Here is a 3556-nt window from a genome sequence, read left to right on the forward strand (position 1 = left end):
CAGTATTTTTATGGAAAGAATAGCGCAGGTTCAATCCTCTGCTTCACCAGTTCATGCTGAAGACAGTCTGCAAACAGACAGCGGAATCAGACATTATTCTACCATATTGTTTCCGTTGCCTGACGAAAACGGAATTCTTCGCTCCATAGGCGCCATTGCCCTGGACACAACAGAACATAAACATGACAAAGAAGCCCTGCTCGCAGCAAAAGAGCAGGCCGAGACTGCCAACCAGGCCAAGTCAGAATTTCTGGCCAATATGAGCCATGAGATACGCACTCCGCTGAACGGCATCATGGGCATGATGCAGCTGTTATCAGCAACAGGCCTTAACCAGGATCAGGAGAATTTCATTCGCCTGGGAAACATTTCAGCAAAGAGGCTGACCCAGCTTTTATCCGACATTCTGGATCTTTCCAGTATTGAAGCCGGGAAGATGGTTATCCGGGAAAAAGAATTCAGTCTTAAGAATATTTGTGATTCACTGGATGAACTTTTTGTCATTCCGGCCAGGGAAAAAAGTCTCACCCTGGACTTTTGCCTTGACCCAACTCTTCCTGAAAAGCTTATCGGTGACGATACAAGGGTGCATCAGGTTCTTTTCAACCTGATGGGCAATGCAATAAAATTTACTGAGAATGGCAGTGTCAGTCTGAGTATATCTCCAGCATCACAGCCTGATAATGGCCATAAGCGTATTTCATTCTCCATTACTGATACCGGTACGGGCATCCCTGAAGACAAGCTGGACAAGCTGTTTCAGCCTTTTAGCCAGGCGGACGGCTCTATGACCAGAGAGTATCAGGGCGCAGGTCTTGGCCTGGTCATAGTTCAACGGCTGGTCAGCATGATGGCCGGAAACATTTCCGTGGAAAGTGAGCCAGGTCAGGGAACAACCGTGCATGTAGTTCTGCCCTTCAAAATGCCGAAAAAAGAAATAGCTCAGGTTGCCAAGGAAACACGGCAGTCCGCCAGGCAGTCCGGCAGCCTGGATATCCTTCTGGCTGAGGATGATCCCCTTAACCAGATAGTTATCAAAAGAATACTGGAAAAGGACGGACAAACAGTGACCCTGGCCAGAAACGGCCAGGAAGCTGTGGACATGTTGCAGGAAAAGGCATTCGACATTATCCTTATGGATATTCAGATGCCGGTGATGACCGGGGTTGAAGCTACACGGGCAATCCGGGAGTCAGCTTCCTTAGGTGCAAAGAAAGATATTCCCATCATCGCGGTAACTGCTCATACCCAGCCCGGGGACCGGGAAAGATTTCTGGAGGCCGGAATGGATGACTACATAGGTAAACCGGTGAGCAGCGAGGACTTTCAGAGAGTGTTCAGCAAGTTCTTTGGATAGAAGGCAATACAGGATGCGCCTGCAAAAAGTCATTTTTACAGACATTGAGGACAGAAGCCTGATGACAGAGTACAGAAAAATCAAAGAGTTAAGTTCAGTAGTCCATGCCCCATAATTTTGACGGTCTCACCCAAACCTGATTGGAGTAAATCATGTCACAGAACCCCGCATCCAAGGCCTTTTCCGTCACTTCCCTGGAAGAATGTCAGGATCTGTTCACAAATGCTCCCATAGGCATTTTCACTTCCACGCCGGAGGGCAGGTTGCTCTCTGTCAACCCGGCCATGGCCAGAATGTTCGGGAGGGTGGAGGCGGGCAAGATGGTAATCATCGAGGAGGAATTCAAAACCAAGGAATTGGTGGATTCCATAGTCGACCTGTTCAAAGTAACCATCAGGGATAAGGATTTGTCCCTGGTCTTTAAACTGGACCCGGCCCTTCCGGAAAAGCTTGTGGGGGACCCGACCCGTCTGCGCCAGATCCTGTTCAATTTGGTGGGCAATGCCCTCAAGTACACAGATAGAGGTGAGGTCCGCCTGGAAATTACTCCACTGGACCGGTCCAATGGTGACCAGCGGCTGCTTTTTACGGTATCGGATACAGGCATAGGCATACCCCAAGACCGTCTCGAGACCCTTTTTCAGCCTTTTGTCCAGGTGGACAACAGTTATACCCGCAGATACCAGGGAGCCGGGCTGGGCCTGGCCATCATCCGCCGCCTTGTGGATCTCATGGGAGGCAACATCAGTTTTGAAAGCACTGAAGGCCAGGGGACCACAGTGTATGTCAGCCTGCCCTTTAAGGTGCCTGAGAAAGTATTTCCGCTGCAACAGCAAAAGACCGGGCAACTGGACCGGGCGAAAAAGGCTCTGCATGTCCTTCTGGCTGAAGACGATGTCTCCAACCAGTATCCCCTAAGGAAGCTGCTGGAGAATATGGGGCATACTGTTACAGTTGCTGAAGACGGACAACAGGCCCTGGATATGCTCATGGAGAACAACTTTGACTGCATCCTCATGGACATCCAGATGCCGGTCATGGATGGAGTGGAGGCCACGCGGCGCATTCGCGCCGCAGAGGACAGAGGTCGGACGCTGGATGTCGGATCTCAGTCCTGGGGTAGGATCCCCATTATCGCCCTGACGGCTTACGCCATGCAAGGAGACCGGGAGAAATTTCTGGAGGCAGGCATGGACAACTATCTGTCCAAGCCGGTGCGCATGGAGGATTTGGCGAAAGTGCTGGAGAGGAATGTCCAAAATGAAGACGATTGAGAACAGCCAGGCAGGGATGTTGTGCGGAGTTTACCAATGAACAAGGATTATGAAGTAAGCAAAGAGAGCTTGAGAAAACAGGCCGAGGCCCGGCTGTCCAAGATATCAAAACCCGTCGAGGACCTGACTCCTGAAGAGGTTAAGGCTTTGCTCCATGAATATCAAGTCCACCAGATCGAACTTGAGATCCAGAACGAGGAGTTGCGCGATGCTCGGCAACAACTCCAATCAGCCAGGGACCGTTACGCGGAGCTCTTCAACAACGCCCCGTTGGGATACCTGATCATTGACCAGGCTGGAATCATTTCCCAGGCAAACAAGACCTTTGCGGCCTTTATTGGCCTTGAGCCCCACAATCTATCCGGCAAGGCCCTGAATGACTTGCTTATGCCATCAGACCGCTCCGCCTTTCATGGCCGCTTCAAAGCCTTTTTCAAAAAACCGGCTGGGAAGGAACTGGATTTCCGGCTCCCAGGCCCTTCCGGAGAACTGACGGTCCGTTGCGTCGGGAGGAAGGAGAATGAACCCCAGGCCCCTCCCTCAGGGGAACCGTCCCAAAGGCTGCTGCTTGCAGTCAGCGATATCAGCAGGCAGGTCCGGGCAGAGAAAGTCCTGCGCGAACGGGAGCAGCATCTGCAAGCGATTCTGGAAACAACCCAGGATGGTTTCTGGACCCTGGACATGCAGGGGCGGGTGATTGAAGTCAATGCGGCCTACTGCAGCATGTCCGGCTACAAGAGAGACGAGCTTCTCCAGATGAGCATCCCGGACCTGGAAGCCTTGGAAAGCCCCGGAGAAACCGAATCTCGGATCAAGAGGATTATTGCTGCTGGTGGCGAATGCTTCGAGACTAAACACCGCCGAAAAAACGGCAGTCTTTTCGACGTGGAGGTTTCCGCATCGTACATCGAGGCTGGAGGCGGCA

The 3556-nt window shown here is 51.8% G+C and carries 3 protein-coding genes; all 3 read left to right on the top strand.

Annotation, left to right across the window (positions count from 1 at the left end; genetic code table 11):
• A partial coding sequence (locus QZP87_RS12135) for an ATP-binding protein (RefSeq protein ID WP_291323188.1) occupies nt 1-1357 on the top strand: 1357 nt, incomplete at its 5' end.
• Between the two features lie 152 nt (nt 1358-1509).
• Complete coding sequence (locus QZP87_RS12140; protein WP_291323189.1) at nt 1510-2631, top strand: ATP-binding protein; 1122 nt, start codon at nt 1510-1512, stop codon at nt 2629-2631.
• 36 nt (nt 2632-2667) lie between these two features.
• A partial coding sequence (locus tag QZP87_RS12145; RefSeq protein ID WP_291323190.1) for a PAS domain S-box protein occupies nt 2668-3556 on the top strand: 889 nt, incomplete at its 3' end.

Origin of the sequence: Desulfonatronospira sp., assembly GCA_003563255.1 — a bacterium.
Classification (GTDB): Bacteria; Desulfobacterota; Desulfovibrionia; order Desulfovibrionales; family Desulfonatronovibrionaceae; genus Desulfonatronospira.